The organism is Serratia sp. CY81684 (assembly GCF_052166595.1).
Classification (GTDB): Bacteria; Pseudomonadota; Gammaproteobacteria; order Enterobacterales; family Enterobacteriaceae; genus Serratia; species Serratia nematodiphila.
Map to the genome: position 1 here is coordinate 999,452 of NZ_JBJNOO010000003.1, position 16,496 is coordinate 1,015,947.

General features: G+C 56.8%; 12 protein-coding genes. 10 read left to right on the top strand and 2 right to left on the bottom strand.

Annotated elements, in window-relative coordinates:
- The first annotated feature begins 80 nt into the window (after window positions 1-80).
- Window positions 81-1,592 (top strand): YchO/YchP family invasin, encoded by a 1,512-nt coding sequence (locus ACJ8QF_RS12610; RefSeq protein ID WP_280631498.1) that lies wholly within the window; start codon window positions 81-83, stop codon window positions 1,590-1,592.
- On the opposite strand, the gene narL is transcribed toward ACJ8QF_RS12610, so the two are convergent.
- Window positions 1,589-2,239, bottom strand: coding sequence for a two-component system response regulator NarL (gene narL / locus ACJ8QF_RS12615; RefSeq protein ID WP_004934684.1), 651 nt, complete (start codon window positions 2,237-2,239; stop codon window positions 1,589-1,591). The two genes, ACJ8QF_RS12610 and narL, sit on opposite strands and share 4 nt — an antisense overlap.
- 10 nt (window positions 2,240-2,249) lie before the next feature.
- Window positions 2,250-4,034 carry a nitrate/nitrite two-component system sensor histidine kinase NarX gene (gene narX, locus ACJ8QF_RS12620; protein WP_004934682.1) on the bottom strand — a complete coding sequence of 595 codons (1,785 nt, stop codon included), beginning with the start codon at window positions 4,032-4,034 and terminating at the stop codon, window positions 2,250-2,252.
- Between the two features lie 349 nt (window positions 4,035-4,383).
- Here narX and ACJ8QF_RS12625 point away from each other — a divergent pair, with 349 nt between their 5' ends.
- The 9 genes from ACJ8QF_RS12625 to ACJ8QF_RS12665 all read left to right on the top strand — a co-directional run bounded on the left by ACJ8QF_RS12625 (window position 4,384) and on the right by ACJ8QF_RS12665 (window position 16,494).
- Window positions 4,384-5,778, top strand: coding sequence for a NarK family nitrate/nitrite MFS transporter (locus ACJ8QF_RS12625; RefSeq protein ID WP_004934679.1), 1,395 nt, complete (start codon window positions 4,384-4,386; stop codon window positions 5,776-5,778).
- 771 nt (window positions 5,779-6,549) lie between these two features.
- The gene (locus ACJ8QF_RS12630; RefSeq protein ID WP_325961747.1) at window positions 6,550-7,449 is read left to right on the top strand and encodes a winged helix-turn-helix domain-containing protein; all 900 of its coding nucleotides are present in this window, start codon (window positions 6,550-6,552) and stop codon (window positions 7,447-7,449) included.
- Between the two features lie 179 nt (window positions 7,450-7,628).
- Window positions 7,629-8,591 carry an NAD-dependent epimerase/dehydratase family protein gene (locus ACJ8QF_RS12635; protein ID WP_004934674.1) on the top strand — a complete coding sequence of 321 codons (963 nt, stop codon included), beginning with the start codon at window positions 7,629-7,631 and terminating at the stop codon, window positions 8,589-8,591.
- Between the two features lie 173 nt (window positions 8,592-8,764).
- The gene (gene wecA / locus ACJ8QF_RS12640) at window positions 8,765-9,814 is read left to right on the top strand and encodes a UDP-N-acetylglucosamine--undecaprenyl-phosphate N-acetylglucosaminephosphotransferase (protein ID WP_004934672.1); all 1,050 of its coding nucleotides are present in this window, start codon (window positions 8,765-8,767) and stop codon (window positions 9,812-9,814) included.
- Window positions 9,815-9,859: 45 nt separating this feature from the next.
- Complete coding sequence (locus ACJ8QF_RS12645; RefSeq protein WP_004934669.1) at window positions 9,860-10,993, top strand: polysaccharide export protein; 1,134 nt, start codon at window positions 9,860-9,862, stop codon at window positions 10,991-10,993.
- 27 nt (window positions 10,994-11,020) lie between these two features.
- Entirely contained in the window at window positions 11,021-13,201 is a 2,181-nt protein-coding gene (locus ACJ8QF_RS12650) for a polysaccharide biosynthesis tyrosine autokinase (protein ID WP_004934666.1), read from the top strand.
- A gap of 4 nt (window positions 13,202-13,205) precedes the next feature.
- Window positions 13,206-14,504 carry a flippase gene (locus ACJ8QF_RS12655; RefSeq protein ID WP_004934664.1) on the top strand — a complete coding sequence of 433 codons (1,299 nt, stop codon included), beginning with the start codon at window positions 13,206-13,208 and terminating at the stop codon, window positions 14,502-14,504.
- The gene (locus tag ACJ8QF_RS12660; RefSeq protein WP_004934663.1) at window positions 14,485-15,333 is read left to right on the top strand and encodes an ATP-grasp fold amidoligase family protein; all 849 of its coding nucleotides are present in this window, start codon (window positions 14,485-14,487) and stop codon (window positions 15,331-15,333) included. Before ACJ8QF_RS12655 ends, ACJ8QF_RS12660 begins: the two co-directional genes overlap by 20 nt.
- Before the next feature lie 6 nt (window positions 15,334-15,339).
- A complete protein-coding gene (locus ACJ8QF_RS12665; RefSeq protein WP_442537560.1) occupies window positions 15,340-16,494 on the top strand; it encodes a hypothetical protein in 1,155 nt (384 codons plus the stop codon).
- The last annotated feature ends 2 nt before the right edge of the window (window positions 16,495-16,496 follow it).

Sequence of the window (16,496 nt, forward strand, 5' to 3'; positions counted from 1 at the left end):
GTTTCCAGATCTGCCGCGGGAAAGGCGACAGCAAAGCAGTGGGTTGGCCCGCTCCAGGAGGGAGGGGGGCCAACGGTGCCATGAAAGACGAAATTCAGGCGGGACTCATCAAAACCAAAAAACGACGCTGGCACAGCCGCCGGACGATTTGGCTGGCCGGGGCGCTGGTGTGGCTGGCTGGCGCGGCGCCCGCCTGCGCCGAATCCCCGCCGGCGCCGGAGAGCGTTGTCTCTTCCGCACAGGCCGCCGCAGATCCGGCCGCGAATTTGCCCGAACTGGGCGGCGCGCCCGATGACGCCGCGCGCGAGAAGCAGTGGGCCGAGATGGCCAAGCAGTTCGGCGAAAAAGATCTGAATAACGTTTCCCGTCAGCAGATGCGCAGCCGCGCCGAGGATTATCTGCTGGGCCAGGCGACCGGCGCGCTGCAACAGCAGGCGCAGGAACTGTTGTCGCCGCTGGGCACCGCCCGATTATCGCTGAAGATGACCGGTGAGGGGGACTTTACCGGCAGCAACGGGCAGTTATTCAGCCCGCTGTACGACGTCGACGGATTGCTGACCTACAGCCAGATCGGCTGGCTACAGCAAAGCGCCGGGGCGCTCGGTAATTTCGCGCTGGGGCAGCGCTGGATCGCCGGTGACTGGCTGCTGGGGTACAACACGGCGCTCGACAGCGATTTCGCCCGGCAGCGCAATCGCGGCAGCGTCGGCGCGGAGGCCTGGGGAGACTACCTGCGTTTCTCCACCAACTATTACTACCCGCTGTCGGCGCTGGCGCAACAGCCTAGCGATGGCGTGTTTTTCAGCCGCCCGGCGCGCGGTTACGACATTACGACGCAAGGCTATCTGCCGTTTTATCGCCAGATCGGCGGTTCGCTCAGCTATGAGCAGTATCTCGGCGATAATGTCGATCTGTTCGGCAGCGGCAAAAAACAAAACGATCCGCGCGCGATGCAGCTGGGGCTCAATTACACCCCGGTGCCGCTGGTGACGATGAAGGCGCTGCATAAGATTGGCGCGGGCGGGCAGAGCCAGGATCAGATCGAGCTGGCGCTGAGCTATCGGCTCGGGGTGCCGTTGGTGAAGCAGATTTCGCCGGAGTATGTGGCGCAGGCCAAGTCGCTGCGCGGCAGCCGCTACGATCCTATCGAACGCAAGAACGTGCCGGTGCTGGAGTTCCGCCAGCGCAAAACGCTGCAGGTGTTCCTGGCCACGCCGCCGTGGAGCCTGCAGGCGGGGGAAACCGTGCCGCTGGTGCTGGAAATCAAGGCGCTCAACGGCATCGCTCACGTCAGTTGGCAGGGGGATACCCAGGCGCTGAGCCTGACGCCGCCGCACAACGCCAACGATCCGCAGGGCTGGACGGCGATCGTGCCGCCGTGGGACGATGCGCCGGGCGCCGCCAACAGCTACCGGCTATCGGTCACGCTGGAGGACGATAAACAGCAGCGCGTGACGTCCAACTGGATAGAGCTGAAAGTGGCGCCGCCGCTGACGGCGACCGCCGGTGATGACGCGGGCCTGCCGCCGATCAAAACCCTGACGCCGCCGCCGATCCCGGCGCAAACCGGGCCGCTGTACGGCGGCGACTAACCGTTTTTACCCTGCAGCACCCACACGGCGGCCTCGACGCGGGATTTTAGCTTCATCTTTTTCAGCAGGTGTTTGACGTGTACCTTGACGGTGCTTTCGGTGATGGTCAGGCGGCGGGCGATCAGCTTGTTCGGCAGCCCCTGGGCGATCAGCTTCAGAATATCCCGTTCGCGCGGCGTCAATTGCTGAATATCGCGATCGGCGCTGGGGCGGTTTTCCCGCAGGCTGGCGGCGAGGATCGGCGTCAGCGTTTCGCTGAGCACCATCTGCCCGGCCGCCGCCTGATGCAGCGCCTTCAGCAGATCCTCCGGCTCCATGTCTTTCAACAAATAACCGTCGGCACCGCGTTTGAGCGCGCTGACGACGTCGTCTTCATGGTTGGACACGCTGAACACCACGACGCGCCCCGACAGGTCGGTCTGGCGCAGGCGATCCAGCGTTTCCAGCCCGTTGATGCCGGGCATGTTGAGGTCGAGCAGGATCAGATCCGGATCGTGCTGCTCCGCCAGCGCGACCCCTTGTTCACCGTTGCTGGCTTCGGCGATGACCTGCAGGCGAGCGTCCATGCCAATCAGCTGTTTTACGCCGTTGCGCAGCATCGGGTGGTCGTCGATCAGTAAGATGGTGGCGGCGGTTTCTGTCGTCATGGTGTCTCCGTTAGTCGATGGCGTGGTTATCCGGCGTGAAGCTGACTCGCACCTCGGTGCCGCCGCCGCTGCGCGGTAAAATGTCGCAACGGCCGTGCAGGCTCTTGGCGCGATCGCGCATGATGATCAGGCCGTAATGGTCGGGGCGGGATGTTTCGGCCGGCAGGCCGCGTCCGTTGTCGCATACGCTCAGGGTCACTTCGCCCCGTTTGTTGATGACCTGAATGCTCACCTCGCTGGCGGCGGCATGCTTAAGGATGTTGCTGAGCGCCTCGCGGGCGATCTGCAGCAGATGAATGGCCTGGTAGGCGGGCACCGTGCGCGGCCCCAGTTGGTAATCGAGGCTGATGTTCAGGCCCAGTTTGGGATTGAACTCCGCTACCGTCGATTGCAGCGCCGCCAGCAGGCCCGGTTCGGTCAGCTGCAGGCGGAAGGTGGTCAGCAGCTCGCGCAGCTGGCGATAGGCGCCGTTCAGCTCTTCGCGCATCTGCTGCACCAGCGCCTGGCTGGCGGACGAGAGCGTTTCGCCTTGCATCTGCAGGCAGGCGATCTGCATTTTCAGGCAGGAGAGCGATTGGGCGATGGAGTCGTGCAGCTCGCGGGCGATCGCCGCCCGTTCTTCCATCAGCATCAGCTGCTGCTGGTGGTCTACCTGACGTTCGATGGCCAGCACGCTGGTCAGTTGCTCCACCAGAGTGTTGACCAGCTGGCGGTGCTCATCGTTCAGCGGCTGTTGCGGCGCATGTTGCGCCACGATCACGCCGTAGTCGCCAAGTTTGTCACTCAGGCTCCAGCTCAGCGACGGGTTGTCGGGATGCTGGCGGTCGCTGTCGTGCAGGCAGGCGCTGCACACCGGATTATGGCAATGCTCCGGCCGCAACGGCTGGTTGCCGCTCAGCTGCAGCAGCGGCTCCCGGCTGTCGTTTTCATACAGCCGCACCTGAATGGCGCGCAGCGGCGTCAGGGTTTGCAGTTGGTTGAGCAGCGGCGTCAGGCGGCTGCACAATGGCTCGCTGGCGTGCAGCAGGCGGCTGGCGCGATAGAGGAAGCTCAGCATCTGATTTTTTTGCTGCAGGTCCGCGGTCTTCTCGGCTACGCGCTGCTCCAGCCCGCTGTAGGTGGCCGACAGTTCGTCGGACATGGTGTTCAACGCGCCGCCGAGCGACGCCATTTCATCCTGATGGCCGCGCTGCGCGAAGCGGCGGCTAAAGTCGCCGCGGCCCACCGCCAACGCCATTTCCACCAGCTGCCGCCACGGATGCAGCAACCGGCGGCGCAGGTAGCAGGTGGTGCCGATCAGCAGCAGCAGGGTCAGCGCGATAAAGCCGGCCTGCACTAGCGTCACCATCAGCAGGCGGCGCTCGGTTTGCCTGTCGATATCCGAGACCAGTTTATCCAACAGCTGCACGAAGTGCGCCACCTGCGGCGCGGCGTCGGCCGGGCGCTGCGCGCTACGCAGGCGAGGTTGCAGGGTCTGTTGCCAGTAGTCGCGCAAGGTGTCGAAAGGTTGCGTCAACCCTTCCTGTTCCACCGAACGCTGCAGGTCGGGGCTGTTTTCGTCGCGCTCCAGTTCGCGGATCAACGCTTCATGCCGTTCATCCAGCGGCACCTGCGCCAGCAGACGATAGCTTTGCATACGCAGCGAGCCGGCCTTGTTGATGGCATGCGCGTTGCCCTGAATGCTTTGCGACATCCAGGCGGAAATCCCCATGCCGGCCACGCCCAGAATGCCCGACAGCAACATCAGCAGGGCGACCTGATTCACGATCGAAAGCGGGGCCAACAGGCGTTTCATAAGCGCGGGTTCCTGGCATTTGGCGCCGCTGAAGCTCAGGGGCGAAGGCGGCGACGGGGTAAACAAGTAACGATTCAGCCGTATTTTTGATTATCCCTGAGCATAACCCCATACCTCGAATGAAGTACCCATTAGTTTCCAGTGGGGCGGCGAAGCGGTGAGGATGACGAAGTGGTTTATTGTAATTTATTGATTATAAATGATTTAATTTTTATCCGGAACGTACCCCTAAGGGGATGAAGGCGCTATTTGTGCCGCCAACTACTTGCATTCGGGTTGATATACATCAACTTTGCCGCCGGGGCCGCCCCCTAGGGTGTCGGAATAATCCCCCGTGTCTGAGGTTTTTATGTCGCAACTTGCAACGCCTTCATCAAAGAAAACCGGTGCGCTGATTCAGGATTGGCATCCTGAAGACAGCGCCTTTTGGCAGCAGCGTGGCCATCGCATCGCCACCCGGAACCTGTGGATTTCCATTCCCTGTCTGCTGCTGGCCTTCTGCGTCTGGATGCTGTTCAGCGCCGTGGCGGTCAACCTGAACAAGGTTGGCTTCAACTTTTCCACCGATCAACTGTTCCTGTTGACAGCGCTGCCGTCGGTCTCGGGCGCTATTTTACGCGTGCCGTATTCCTTCGTGATCCCGCTGTTTGGCGGCCGTCGCTGGACCGCTATCAGCACCTGCTTCCTGCTGGTGCCGTGCTTGTGGCTGGGATTCGCGGTGCAGGACAGCAGCACGCCGTACAGCGTGTTCGTCATCATTTCCCTGCTGTGCGGTTTTGCGGGCGCCAACTTTGCCTCCAGCATGGCCAATATCAGCTTCTTCTTCCCGAAAGCGCGTCAGGGCGGCGCGTTGGGTCTCAACGGCGGGTTGGGGAATCTGGGGGTCAGCGTCATGCAACTGGTCGCGCCGCTGGCGATCTCTTTCAGCCTGTTTGGTCTGTTTGGCGGCACGGCGCAAGATCAGGCAGAAGGGGGGCAGCTGTGGCTGGAAAACGCCGCCTGGATCTGGGTACCGTTCCTGCTGGTTGCCACCTTGGCGGCCTGGTTCGGCATGAACGATCTGGCGGCGGCCAAGGCATCGCTGCGCCAGCAACTGCCAGTGCTCAAACGTGGGCATTTGTGGATGCTGAGTTTGCTGTACCTCGCGACCTTCGGTTCTTTCATCGGTTTCTCCGCCGGTTTCGCCATGCTGTCGAAGACGCAATTTCCGGAGGTCGTGATCCTGCATTACGCTTTCTTCGGGCCGTTCCTCGGGGCGCTGGCGCGGCCGGTCGGCGGCGCGCTGTCTGACCGTTTCGGCGGCGTGCGGGTGACGTTGATCAACTTTGTGGTGATGGCCGTGTTCGCCGCGCTGTTGTTCCTGACCTTGCCGACGGCGGGCGAGGGCGGTTCGTTCATCGCCTTCTACGGCATCTTTATGGTGCTGTTCCTCACGGCGGGGCTGGGCAGCGGATCGACTTTCCAAATGATCGCCGTCATTTTCCGTAAAATCACTGTCGATCGCGTGAAAGCGGCCGGCGGCAGTGACGAGAGCGCACAGCGTGAAGCGGTGACGGACTCCGCCGCCGCATTGGGCTTTATCTCGGCGATCGGCGCCGCAGGCGGCTTCTTTATTCCCCAGGCATTCGGTACCTCGCTGGCGCTGACCGGCTCACCGGCGGGGGCAATGAAAGTATTCCTGGTGTTCTATATCTTGTGTGTGGTCATCACCTGGGCGGTGTATGGCCGCAAGAAAAAGGCCTGAGTATCAAACTGCTTTCTCAATCCCTCCCGCCAGGGGAGGGATATTTCTCTCATTCCGAGTCATCTCTCCTCCCCTCCTCAGTGAAATTTTCTGTCTTTAGGTAAAATTCTCATCTTTGCTTGCCGTTTTTTTCTTTTTTTATAGCACTATCTCTCAATGTGAGAATGTTTTCGCCAAAACGGATTATATTATTTGCACGTTTTTTTCGTTTTATTGAGAGTATTCTTACATTAAGACGTTAATGTCATTTCGCAGATTAAATGAAATTTCCGGGAGGGCAAAGCATAATTAGTGCGATTGTTATAAAATCAGTAATAGGATTTTGTCTTAGATGCAGCACACACCGAGTAGAATGTGTGACGGGGTTAAATCAGATAACTCTCATTCTGTTTTTTTCGGCTTTTTGTAGTCTATCTGACAATCAGATTAGGTGGGAAAACACAATGAATTCACGGATAAGAATGAAATTTCACAATTTCATTCGATTAACAATCGAACAACATGGTTAGTTTTTTCTTTTTAAATCAATGAGGTGTTCATTTGAATTTTACGGTAACCATGAAAGAAATCCATGTTGCCAACAGGGAAAAAGAGTCATTTGGATAAACGGAACATCCTTAATATGGCCTAATGTAAAAAATGAAATCAGAAAATTTTTATAAAGGCCAATATCCGATGAATGCAACCTGTTGAGTTTACATTTAATTTCTTGAACATTTTTTGATATTTCTATACAAAGTGTGCAGGACAGGCACGCTAAGGAAATTAAAAGTGAATCTTGATAAAAGAATAAAGATTAGGAATCTCGATGTTCTGACTCCTGCCGGGGAGAAATTTCGTCTGCGTTGGAAGGAGTATCAAATTCTTTCGCTGCTTGTCGCCAGATCGCCAGAGCTGGTTACCCGAACGGAAATTATAGAAAATATCTGGAAAGGAACCTATTGCTCAGATTCAACGATAAATCAAACAATTAAATCTATTCGCCAAAAGATTAGCGACACGGAACACACGCTTATCAGAACCATTCCTCGTTTGGGTTACAAGGTGGAAAATCAAGCGGCTTTTCACTTTATATCCGAGGATGAAGACTACGCAGATGATGATATATTAAATGGCGGTGAAGATATTGGCGTTGATATTCAAGCGGAACTTTCTGAAAGTGTAAGTGAGTCGTCTGAAACAAACGATGAAAAAATAGATAAGCCGCATAAGTCGACGCTGGTTGCTGCGCCTGTTGCAACGGTGGAGTCATCCAAAGAACCGGCGCGTGAAAAAAAGTCGGCGGCGGCGCGTCGCTTTTTCAGCATGCCCGCCAGCCGTGTAGTGAAATACCTGACCGTATTCGCCTCTTTGCTGGTTATTTCACATTTTTCATACGTGCTTGGCAACCAAACCCGCCCCCCGGTGATCAATGATATTCAGAACAACACGCGTGTGGTGTTGACGCTGACGCTGAATAATCCCCATACCAACAGCCCGCAAACTCTGTTCTGCCTGTACCAGGGCGAGAGCATGGAGCAGGCGACCATCGAATGTGTCGATCCTAAGCAAGGCCAGCTGAAATTGCCGGTAAAATATGAGACCTCTTCTTCCACCGGTAAGGGTCGGATTAATCTTATATTGCCGAATAAAACCTTGCAATATCAAGTTGCTTACGATGTTAAAAATTAGCGCTGAATGAGGTTTTATCTATAGCGATAATTTTACATTTGATGAAATCTTTTATTTCATTATTTGTTATTTGAAAGCCAGGTTCGATTTGTCCAGTCTGGAACTCATTACCTAACGCGTATTAGCGTCCTGTCCCAATCGGGTGACGGGAATAATGAGAACCTGCTGAGTGACAAATTATGGATAAGCGTAAAGTAGCTATTATCGGGGGTTCCGGTTTTATCGGAACACGCCTGGCGAAACGTCTCAGTAAGCGCGATGATCTGACATTGGTCATCGTCGATAAGCAACCCAGTGCACATTTTCCATCCCTTTATCAGTATGGCGATGTGACGCAACCCCAGACGTTGCAAGAACCGCTGGCGGGCTGCGACGCCATCATTAATCTGGCGGCGGAGCATCAGGACAATGTCGATCCCATTTCGCTCTATTATCAGGTCAATGTCGAAGGCGCGCGCCATGTCTGCATGACCGCCTCCGCCCTGAATATCCGTCAAATCATTTTCACCTCCTCGGTCGCTGTTTACGGCTTCGTCAAACAGGAGACCGGCGAAGAAGGACGTTTCGAGCCTTTCAACCATTACGGCAAGTCCAAGCTCGAGGCGGAATACGTTTATGAAGCCTGGCGCAAGGCCGATGAGGCAAATCGGCTGACTATCATTCGCCCAACGGTGGTATTCGGCGAAGGCAACCGTGGCAACGTGTATAACCTGTTCCGTCAGATCGCCAGCGGACGTTTCGTGATGATTGGCAGCGGCAATAATATGAAGTCGATGGCCTACGTTGAAAATATTGCCGCGCGGCTGGAATATGCGCTGGATCAACAGTCAAGTTATCAGGTCAGCAACTACGTCGATAAACCGGACTTTACGATGAATCAATTGGTTGACGTAATTTCCTCTTCATTGGGGAGAGAAAATAAGACGATTCGCATTCCTTATGCCGTAGGCATATGCGGCGCAACCGCATTGGATGTTGTGAGTAAAATAAGTCGCAAGAAATTCCCAATCAGTCGCGTCAGAGTACAGAAATTCTGCGCCAGAACGCAGTTTAAAAGTAATGTGCAAAATAATTTCGTGGCGCCTGTTGAACTTGATTCGGCAATCGAAAGAACCATTAAACATGAGTTTTCTGATAGATAACTTAATCGCACGCTGACGTTATTTGATTATTCCGCCGACAAGCGGATAAATCTGTATTTTTCAGGATAAATTCATGCTGACTTATATCCTGGCAGGATCAATTCTGTTTTTGTTAATAGCGCATTGGGAGCTGTAACTCAAGGGCGGTAGCGTGCTTATTCGCTGGAGGAACGATGTTATATCAACTGAGCGTGATATTTGTGCTGGCGGTCGCGTGGATCCTTATTGCCCGCCGGGTCGCCTTGACGGTGGGATTAGTGGATAAGCCCAATGCGCGCAAGCAACATCTGGGACATATTCCGTTGGTCGGCGGCATCGCCGTGTACCTGACGCTGATGCTGATGACGTTGTGGCAACCCGCCTGGCTGCCCGACAACACCGTCTACCTGCTGTGCATCACGGCGCTGGTGGTGTTGGGCGTACTGGATGACCGCTTTGATCTGCCCGTGGCGCCGCGCGTCATGGTGCAGGGAGGGATCGCGCTGGCGATGATGCTGGCGGCAGGGATGCAGCTTTCCTCATTGGGCCATGCCTGGGGCCATCAGGAAGTGATGCTCGGTTATGGCGCGTTGCTGCTCACACCGCTGGCGGTATGGGGGGCGATCAACGCCTACAACATGGTGGATGGCATCGACGGGCAACTGGGCGCCTTGTCCTGCGTGACCTTTGTTGCGCTGGCCATCGTGTTCGGACTGGGTGGCCGGGAAGATCTGGCGCTGTGGTGCCTGGGCATGATCGTCGCGCTGGCGGCTTATCTGCTGTTCAACCTGAGCCTGTTCGGCGCGCGTAACAAAATCTTTATGGGGGACGCCGGCAGCATGGTGATCGGCTTCAGCGTTCTGTGGCTGGTGTTGCTGGCGACGCAGGGGCAGCAGGCGGTAATGCGCCCGGTCACCGCGCTGTGGCTGATCGCCATTCCGCTGATGGACATGGTGACCGTGATGGTGCGCCGCCTGTTGCGCCGCCAAAGCCCCTTCAAAGCGGGCCGCGATCATTTGCACCATATTCTGATGCGTCGCGGGCTCAATGCGCGTCAGGCACTGGCGATGAGCACCATGCTGGCGGTGACGCTGGCCTGCATCGGCATTTGCAGTGAAGTGTTGCAACTGCAGGAAAGCCTGATGCTGGTGGCGTTTCTGTTCTGTTTTTGCGGTTATTTCGCCATGTTGCGCGAACCGCGTCAGGCGACGATGCTCAGCGATAATCCAACCGTCGGGCGTTAATCCTCTCACGGGCTGCGGCAGCAGCCCGTTTATCACGGTACTTCCATGAATTTTCATTTGCCTCTTTTGATGCCGTTGGCCTTCACCTCCGCGTTGTTGAGCGGTTGTACGGTGGTTCCCGGCTCTCATTTATCGACCAGCGGAAAAGCCATCGTCGTGCAACAAGACGACGATTTCGATTTGAACAGCCAGGTACAGGTCTACCGCATGTCACCGATGCTGCTGCAGAAAATGCGGCGCGTTGAACCGGTCGCCCAGCCGAATCCGGCACTGGATGAGCGGTTGCAGAGCTACCAATACCGTATCGGCGTCGGCGACGTGTTGAACGTCACCGTCTGGGATCACCCCGAGTTGACCACGCCGGCCGGGCAATATCGCAGCGCCAGCGACACCGGTAACTGGGTGCATGCGGATGGCACGATCTTTTACCCCTATATCGGGCGCGTGGCGGTGGTGGGTAAAACCGTCACCGAAGTGCGCAGCCTGATCGCCGGCCGTCTGGCGCAGTATGTGGAAAGCCCGCAGGTGGATGTCAGCATCGCCGCGTTCCGCTCGCAGAAGGCTTATGTGACCGGTGAGGTGAAAACCTCCGGTCAGCAGGCGATCACCAACGTGCCGCTGACCATTCTGGATGCGATCAACGCCGCCGGCGGCCTGACGGACAATGCCGACTGGCGCAACGTGGTGCTGACCCATCAGGGCAAAGAGCGGGCCATCTCGCTGCAGGCGCTGATGCAGCGTGGCGACATCAGCCAGAACGCGCTGCTGCAGCCGGGCGACATCCTCTACATTCCGCGCAATGACAACTTGAAAGTGTTCGTGATGGGCGAGGTGGGCAAGCAAGCGACGCTGAAGATGGATCGCAGCGGCATGACCCTGACCGAAGCCCTCGGATCTTCCGAAGGGATCAGCCAGACGGTGGCGGATGCGACCGGGGTGTTCGTGATCCGGCCGAGCGGCGGCAATCCCCCGCAGCGGCTGGCGACGCTGTATCAGTTCGATCTCTCCGACGCCAGCGCGCTGGCGATGGGCGCTGAATTTCAGCTGCACCCTTACGACGTCGTGTACGTCACCGCGGCGCCTATCGCGCGCTGGAACCGTTTGATCAGCCAGCTGGTGCCGACCATCAGCAGTTTTAACGATCTCAGCGAGGCTACCTTGCGCGTGCGCAACTGGTAACTCCGCAGGGTGAATAAGGAACAGAAGATGAAAAACAATGCGCTGTCCGTGATGGTGGCCGAACAAGATGAAAAGCTGGAGTGGGAGCGTCTGGTAGGGCCGCTGTGGGATAACCGCTGGCGGATCGCCGTCGTGACCGGCGTGGCGGGTGCGCTGGGCGTCGCCTACGCCCTGTTGGCTACCCCGGTGTACCAGGCCACGGCGGTGGTGCAGGTGGAGAATCAGCTGTCCGGCGATTCGCTGCTGCGTGAAACGCTGGACAGTTCGCTGGGGCAAAATTCGGCGACGCAGGATGAGGTGACGCTGGTCAAGTCGCGCTACGTGCTCGGCAAAACGGTGGATGCCCTCGGCCTGACGGTGCGCGTCGAACCGGACTATTTCCCGGTATTCGGTAAAGGCTTTGCCCGACTGAGCGGTGAAAAGGCGCCGGTATTGGACATCGCCACGCTGACAACGCCGGCGGACATGCAGGGCGAAGCGCTGACGCTGACGGTGCGCGATGGGCAACATTATGAGCTGAGCCATGACGGCGCCAAATTGTTCAGTGGCGTGGTTGGGCAACCGGTGGCGCAGGGCGAGTGGGGCATGACCGTTTCGGCGCTGGACGCGGCGCCGGGCACCAGTTTCACCGTGGTGAAAGTCGCGCGTCAAGAAGCGGTGGACGATCTGCGTAAATACCTGGGCGTAGTGCCGAGCGGCAAAGACAGCGGCATCATGACGTTTACGCTGCCGAGCGAAGATCCGCAGCGTGCAGAGGCGGTGCTGAAGAACATCACCGATAACTACCTGCAGCAGAACGTGGATCGCAAAACGGAAGAGGCGCAGCGGATGCTGGCCTTCCTGCAGGAGCAGTTGCCGCAAACGCAAACCTCGCTCAACAACGCCGAAACCCAGCTCAACCAGTTCCGCCAGCAAAACGACTCGGTGGATCTGTCGCTGGAAGCCAAGTCGGTGCTGGACACGCAGGTACAGCTCGAAGCCCAGCTCAACGAGCTGACCTTCAAAGAGGCGGAGATTTCCAAGCTTTATACCCGCGTGCACCCGGCTTACCGGGCGCTGCTGGAAAAGCGCGCCACGCTGGAGGCGGAAAAGGCGCGGCTCGGCAAACAGGTACAGACGCTGCCGAAAATGCAGCAGGAGATCCTGCGTCTCACCCGCGACGTGCAGGTGGATCAGCAGGTTTACATGCAACTGATGAACAAACAGCAGGAGCTGAGCATCAGCAAGGCCGGTACGGTGGGCAATATTCGCATCGTCGACGAAGCGGAATCCGCTATCCGACCGATTCAGCCGCAAAAGATGCTAATCGTGTTGTTGGCGTTGATATTGGGCGCTGCAGGCACCGCGGCGGTGGTGCTGCTGCGCACGGCCTTCCATCGCGGCATCAATGATATCGATACGCTGGAGAAGCGAGGCATCAACGTCTACGCCACCGTGCCGCTGTCGCCATGGCAGGCGAAACGCAATCGCGAACAACGCCTGCAGTTGCCCAAATCCGGCGGTCGTCGCCTGCCGATCCTGGCGGTGGCCGAGCCGGCGGATCTGTCGGTGGAGGCCATTCGCAGCCTGCGCACCAGCCTGCATTTCGCCATGCTGGAGGCCAAAAACAACATTTTGATGGTCTCCGGTGCCAGCCCGGAAAGCGGCAAGAGTTTTACCAGCACCAACCTGGCGGTGGTGGTGGCGCAGGCCGGGCAGCGGGTGCTGTTGATCGACGCGGATATGCGTAAAGGATTTTTGCATCGTTGGCTATCGGACGACGCTCATCAAGGGCTGTCCGACATGCTGGTGGGCAAAGTGACGACGGAACAGGCGGTGCGGAAAACCGCCATTGCCAATCTGGATTTCGTACCGCGTGGCCAGGTGCCGCCGAACCCGTCCGAGCTGCTGATGCATCGCCGTTTCGCCGATTTCCTGCGTTGGGCCGGGCAAAACTACGATCTGGTGCTGATCGATACGCCGCCGATTCTGGCGGTGACGGACGCGGCCATCGTCGGCAATCACGCCGGTACGTCACTGTTGGTGGTGCGTTTTGAGGTGAACACCGTCAAGCAGATCGAAACCAGCATGCGCCGTTTCGAACAGAATGGCGTGGCGATCAGAGGCGTAATCCTCAACGGCATCGTGAAGAGGGCGGCGACCGACATGAGCTATTACAACTTCGCCTATCCAAGCCATCGGGAAGATCACCGGCAGGCAGAGGAATAAGCGGGTGAAGGCCATTATCACCAACGCCCTGTGGCTGATGCTTGAACGCGTTTCGCTCAGCCTGTCCGGCATCTTCGTCTCCATTTACGTTGCGCGCTATCTGGGGCCCGCCCAGTTTGGCGCTCTCAACTATCTATTGGCGACGATCGCCATCGTGGTGCCGCTGGTGCAGCTGGGCGCCGACAGCATCATTTTCAACCGCGTCGCCCGCCGCCAGCCGAGCGGCATTCGCCTGATGTTGGCTTCGATGCGTTTGCGCCGCCGGCTGTTCCTGGTGGTGGCGCTGCCGATGCTGATATGGAGCTATTTCAGCCAGCCTCCAGCCAGTCAACTGATGACGCTGTTGCTGCTTATCAGCGCCTATTTCTCGATTCAGGACGTGTACAAAATTTATTACGATGCCCGCCTGCAGTCGAAACGCAATACGCTGATCAACAACCTGGCGCTGCTGCTGTCGATCGGGCTGCGGCTGGCGCTGGTGAGCGCCGCGCTGCCGCTGGTGTGGTTCGCGGTACCCTACATCCTCAGCAGCGCCGTACCTTATCTGGCGCGCCTCTGGCTATTCCGTGGGGAAGCGGCGGCCACGCCGCGGGTTACGCCGCGCCAGGCCGGGCGCTATGGCCGTTATTTGCTGAAAGTGGGCCTGCCGTTGGCCATCTCCAGTCTGGCGATAGTGATTTATACCCGCATCGATCAAATCATGCTGGGCAATCTGGTCGGCGAGCAGGCGGTGGGCTGGTTCAGCGCCGCTACCACCCTCAGTCAGGGGTGGGTTTTTGTGCCGATGGCGCTGATCACCTCGTTGATGCCGGGTATTGCCAACTGTCGCGATCCGTTGGAGCAGGAGTACCGCATCCGGGTGCTGTATCTGGTGGTATTGGGCCTGTCGTTGCCGGTGCTGCTGGGGCTGTGGTGGTTCGCCCACCCGGCTATTGCGCTGCTGTATGGCGCCGCTTTTCAACCGGCCGCCGACATCCTGGCTATTTGTACGCTGACCTCGCTGTTCTCAGTGATGGGGACGGTTTCGTACCGCAGCATCGTGCTGTTCGCCGGTTATCGCTTTATCGCCATCAAGATGCCGTTGGTGGCTCTGATGAACGTGGCGATGAATCTGCTGCTGATCCCGCGTTACGGCCTGACCGGCGCTGCGGTGTCTACGCTACTGGCGGAATTCATTTCATTCTTCGTTCTGAACAGTTTATTCCGTGGCGGGAAAATTACCCGACTGCAGCTGACCTGTTTTTACTGCCTGCCGCGTCTTGTCAGCAAATTAAGGAGAGAGCATGTTAAACACCCTGGTTAAAAGCATTTCCAAGCGCCTGCCCGATGCCTGGCACCATCAGGTTAAATACGCGCTCTATTTCAAAAAACTGCCGCACCTGTCAAAACCGACCGGCTTCAGCGAAAAGATCATGCGCCGCAAAATTTATCCGCGCAGCATCTACACCACCTTGTCGGACAAATACAAGGTCCGTGAATTTATTGCCGGCCTGTGGGGCGAAGAGTATCTGGTGGAGCTGTATGCGCATGGCACTGAACTCAGCTACGACACGTTCAGGCAGTTGCCCGATGCCTTCGTGCTGAAGGCCAACCATGGCAGCGGCTATAACCGGTTGGTGTTCGACAAGCAACAGGTTAGCTACGCGGAATTGTACGATCTCAGCAGTGCGTGGATGCGCAGCAACTTTTACGAGCAGAGTCGCGAAAAGCATTATCTGGACATCGAACCCTGCATCATGGTGGAACGCATGTTGCTGGATGGGGAGCAGGTGCCGAACGATATCAAGTTTCATTGTTTCAACGACAACCATGAAATTCGCATGTTCATCCAGGTGGATTACCAGCGTTTCGGCACCCATCGGCGCGACATTTTTGATATCGACTGGAACCGCACCGAAATCCGCATCAGCTTGCCGAATGCCGACGAACCGATGCCGCGGCCTACGCGGCTGGAAGAAATGACGCGCTTGGCTCGCCAGGTTGCGCAGCAGTTCTCTTATGTCCGCGTGGATTTCTACCAGGTCGGTGAGAAGGTCTATTTCGGTGAATTGACGTTTACGCCTGGTGCGGGGTTAAGCAAGCTTAAGCCGGAAAACATCGAGCAGGAATGGGGCAGTTATTTTACTGAGTAAATGCTTATGCAGAGAGTCGCCTCCAATTTTCACATGCATGCCAATGTCGGTTATAATCAGTCGCGGGATTTGGTCAATCAATCAATCATATTGACCTTCCTGTTGCTATTTTTCGTGAAAACTTTCCTGACCTCGGGATCGTTCAACAGCGAGCTGATTAATAAAACCGTGACGGGGCTTAATGCCCTAATGTTGCTCTATGTCGGCTATGCATTTTTCATCGCTACGATGGCGGAAAAAGCGGTTGCGGGTTTTTTGGTTCTGCTGTTTCTGGTTAATATCGCCACCGGACATGGTGATTACCTTTTTGGCGCGGTATTCAGCTCGGCGGTGATAATTTTATTCCGCCGCATCGAGATGGTGCGCGGCGCTGAAATGTTCGCTATCGCTTTTGTGGTTGCCGGGCTGTTGATGGTTATCCCCTATACCTTTTACACCGAGGGATTTGTTTATCTTGATGAGCGCTATGGCAACAGATTAACGCTGGGTTTCGATAACCCGAACACCTTGGCGTATTATTCTTTTGCCTTGTTCGCCATGCTGCTGTGCCTGATCGACCATGCAAAATTAACGCGTGGAATGAAAAATATCGCCTCACTGGGGGTGTCGGCGTTAATTATCCCGGTGCTGATGTATTCCTATTCCCGCACCTGTTTTATGTTGGCGCTGTTGATGTTGTTGCTGTTTTGGCTGGCGCCGCTGCTGCGTTTTACCCCCAATAGAAAAGTCTGCATTGCGCTGACGTTGGCTATCATAGGCTTTCAGTTCGCCAGCGTTATACGCTGGGGGAACAATCCGGCATTGGACGCGCTGTTGAACCAGGCGTTGACCGGGCGCATCTGGTTCTCCTGGCAGATGTTTCAGGCGGTGGGGCTACCCAATCCGCTGTTCGGCATGAATATCGAACCCTATAAGCCGGTCGATTTTTTCTTCATCGCCATGTTTTATTCGGCTGGTGGGATAGCCTCTGTTGTCATGCTTTTTTGTTATTTTCACCTGTTGGGGAATATGCGCAGGCTGAGTCGATTCATGCGCTGGGTGGTGGTGGTTTTCCTGCTAACAACTTTTACGGAAACCTATTTTTTGGTCCCGGTATTTAACGTGTCGTTATTGCTGCTTTGCCGTGGAAAAGAAATGATAAATTCTAAGTTGGAGGGTTAAGA

What these genes read in the sequence shown, in the direction of transcription:
- wecA (WP_004934672.1), top strand. Translation starts at nt 8,765, where the DNA reads ATGTTATATCAACTGAGCGTGATATTTGTGCTGGCGGTCGCGTGGATC.
- ACJ8QF_RS12665 (WP_442537560.1), top strand. Translation starts at nt 15,340, where the DNA reads ATGCAGAGAGTCGCCTCCAATTTTCACATGCATGCCAATGTCGGTTAT.
- ACJ8QF_RS12635 (WP_004934674.1), top strand. Translation starts at nt 7,629, where the DNA reads ATGGATAAGCGTAAAGTAGCTATTATCGGGGGTTCCGGTTTTATCGGA.
- ACJ8QF_RS12645 (WP_004934669.1), top strand. Translation starts at nt 9,860, where the DNA reads ATGAATTTTCATTTGCCTCTTTTGATGCCGTTGGCCTTCACCTCCGCG.
- narL (WP_004934684.1), bottom strand. Translation starts at nt 2,239, where the DNA reads ATGACGACAGAAACCGCCGCCACCATCTTACTGATCGACGACCACCCG.
- ACJ8QF_RS12660 (WP_004934663.1), top strand. Translation starts at nt 14,485, where the DNA reads ATGTTAAACACCCTGGTTAAAAGCATTTCCAAGCGCCTGCCCGATGCC.
- ACJ8QF_RS12650 (WP_004934666.1), top strand. Translation starts at nt 11,021, where the DNA reads ATGAAAAACAATGCGCTGTCCGTGATGGTGGCCGAACAAGATGAAAAG.
- ACJ8QF_RS12625 (WP_004934679.1), top strand. Translation starts at nt 4,384, where the DNA reads ATGTCGCAACTTGCAACGCCTTCATCAAAGAAAACCGGTGCGCTGATT.
- ACJ8QF_RS12610 (WP_280631498.1), top strand. Translation starts at nt 81, where the DNA reads ATGAAAGACGAAATTCAGGCGGGACTCATCAAAACCAAAAAACGACGC.
- narX (WP_004934682.1), bottom strand. Translation starts at nt 4,034, where the DNA reads ATGAAACGCCTGTTGGCCCCGCTTTCGATCGTGAATCAGGTCGCCCTG.